This is a genomic window from Streptomyces sp. NPDC052020, from assembly GCF_040680575.1.
GTDB lineage: Bacteria > Actinomycetota > Actinomycetes > Streptomycetales > Streptomycetaceae > Streptomyces.
Genome location: NZ_JBFAWY010000087.1, coordinates 1 through 2,734 on the forward strand (window position 1 = coordinate 1; position 2,734 = coordinate 2,734).

The following is a 2,734-nucleotide window of genomic DNA, read 5'->3' on the forward strand; positions in this document are numbered from 1 at the left end:
CACAAGATGCCGCACCACCAACCGGCCCAGCGTTCCCGTGGCACCCGTCACCAGCACCGTGCCCTCCGGACCGAACACCGGCCCCGCACCCACCGGCTCACCGGCCCGTGTCAGGCGTGGCACCAGCACCTGACCATCCCGCAGCCGCACATGAGGCTCACCACCGGCGAGCGCGGCCCCCAACAGCTCCTCCCCACCGGAGGCATCCGCCTCCACCAGGAAGACCCGCCCCGGGTACTCCGCCTGAACCGAACGCACCAAACCGCCCACCGCGGCCCCCGCCACATCACCGGAAGCCGTCACCACCACGACACGCCCATCACCACTGAGGCGATCCCGCACCTCGTCCAGGGCACCAGCCACCACCTGCGACACCGTGCCACCAGCGGCAGGCACCCGCACCACCACCGCGTCCGGCAAGGCCCCGTCGCCGGCGGCTTCCGCCGGCAGGGGCGTCCACCGCACCACGTGCAGCCGCCGCCCTGTCACGGCGACGGCACCCCGTGCGTCGAACGCTCGCATCGCCAGCGAGCCGATATCCGCGACGATCTCGCCCGTCGGGTCCGTGAGAGTGATGGCGACACCGCTGTCCGTCCGCCGCAGCCGGGCCCGCAGCACGGTCGCGCCGTGCGCGTGGAGCCGTACGCCGGTGAAGGAGAACGGCACCTGGGTGCCTCCGCCGTCCGTGAGTCCGTCCACGGCCAAGGCGTGCAGCACGGCGTCGAGGAGCGCCGGGTGCAGACCGCAGCGGGCGGCCTCTGCGCGCTGTGACTCGGCGATCTCCACCTCGGCGTAGAGGTCGGTGCCCGAGGACCAGGCGGCCCGCAGGCCCCGGAAGGCGGGGCCGTACGCGTAGCCGTCGTCGGCGAGACGGGGGTAGGCGTCGTCCAGGTCGAGCGGCATGGCGCCAGCCGGCAGCCAGGCGGAGGCCTGCGGCGCACGAGGGGCCTTCGGGGCGATCGTGCCCGTGGCATGACACGTCCACGGGCGGTCGTGCTCGCCGTCCGTTTCAGCGGTGCGGGAGTGGACGGCCAGGGCGCGATGACCCTGCTCGTCGGCTCCCTGCACCACCACCTGGATCTGGACCGCTCCCCGCGCGGGCAGGACGAGGGGTTGCTCCAGGGTGAGTTCGGTGACCTCGTCGCAGTCGGCGGCTCGTGCGGCCTGGAGGGCGAGTTCGAGGAAGGCCGTGCCGGGCAGGAGGGTCGAGCCCGCGATGGTGTGGTCCGCCAGCCAGGGATGCGTGCGCAACGACAGCAGACCGCTGAGCAGCAGCCCCTCCCCCTCGGCCGGGGTGACCAGCGCCCCCAGCAGGGGGTGGTCGGCGGTGTCGGCCAGGCCGAATCGGCGTGCGTCGCCGGCGAGGGCGTGGGGGGCGAGCCAGTAGTGGTGGTGGTCGAAGGGGTAGGTGGGCAGGTCGACGGCGGTGGCCGGGGTCCGGGCGAACCACGCGGGCCAGTCGATGTCCACGCCGTCGACATGCACCCGCGCCAGCGCGGCCAGCAGACGCTTCGGATCCGCCGTCACACCGGCCACCACCCGGCCCGGGCCCCCGCCCACCCCGTCCGCCCCGTCCAGCCCGTCCAGGGTCTCCTCGATCTGCTGGGCAAGCGCCTGGTCCCCGGCCACTTCCAGGAACGTGCTCACCCCCTCACCACGCAGACACCGCACAGCGTCGGCGAAACGAACCGTACGACGGATGTGCCCGGCCCAATACCCCGGATCGGCCAGCTCCGCCACCCCGGCAACCCGCCCGGAATCCGCCGACACCACCGCCACACGCGGCTCCGCACACCGCACAGAAGCCGCGACCCGCCGGAACTCCTCCACCACCGCCTCCATATGAGAGGAGTGGAAAGCATGACTGACCAGCAACCTCCGGGTGCGATGACCCTGAGCCCGCCAGAACTCGACAACCCGCTCCACCTCACCGGCATCACCCGAAACCACCGTCTGCCGCGGACCGTTGACCGCCGCGACCGACACCACCCCCTCCACACCAAGCGCCCCAAGACCCGCACGAACCTCCCCCTCGGACAGACGCACCGACACCATCACCCCACCGCCAGGCGCCGCCTGCATCAGCCGCCCCCGAGCCGCCACCAACCGAGCAGCATCCGGCAACGACCACACCCCCGCCACATACGCGGCCACCAGCTCACCGACCGAATGCCCCGCCACAAAGTCCGGACGCACACCCAACGACTCCAGCAACCGGAACAACGCCACCTCGACAGCGAAGACCGCAGGCTGCGCGAACCGGGTCTGCGCCAAAGTCCCCTCATCCGACCCCGCACCCAGCACCAGCTCCCGCAACGGCCGCTCCAGCAACCCGTCGAAAGCCGCACACACCTCATCAAACGCCCCCGCGAACACCGGACTCAGCGCATACAACTCCCGGCCCATCCCGACCCGCTGACTGCCCTGCCCCGCAAACACCAACGCCAGCTTCCGCGCGCCACCCGCACGCCCCACCAGCACATCCCCACCAGCACCACCGGCCGCCACACACTCCAGCCCCGCCAGCAACTCCTCACGCGACCGACCCACCACCACCGCACGATGATCGAACACCGCCCGCCCCACAGCCAGCGCGTGGGCGAGGGAGTAGAGGTCGGTGTCCGGCTTTTCGGTCAGGCGCGCGTGGAGGCGTCCCGCGAGCCGCTCCAGCGCCCGCGGTCCCTGTGCGGACAGCACGACGGGCACCGTCCCGGACGGCTCCTCCGGCCCCTCC

General features: G+C 72.4%; 1 protein-coding gene. It reads right to left on the minus strand.

Annotated features, from left to right (window positions below; all coding sequences use genetic code 11):
- Positions 1 to 2,706: type I polyketide synthase (locus AB0L74_RS34740; protein WP_365661587.1), on the minus strand; the 2,706-nt coding region annotated here is incomplete at its 3' end.
- Positions 2,707 to 2,734 lie beyond the last annotated feature (28 nt).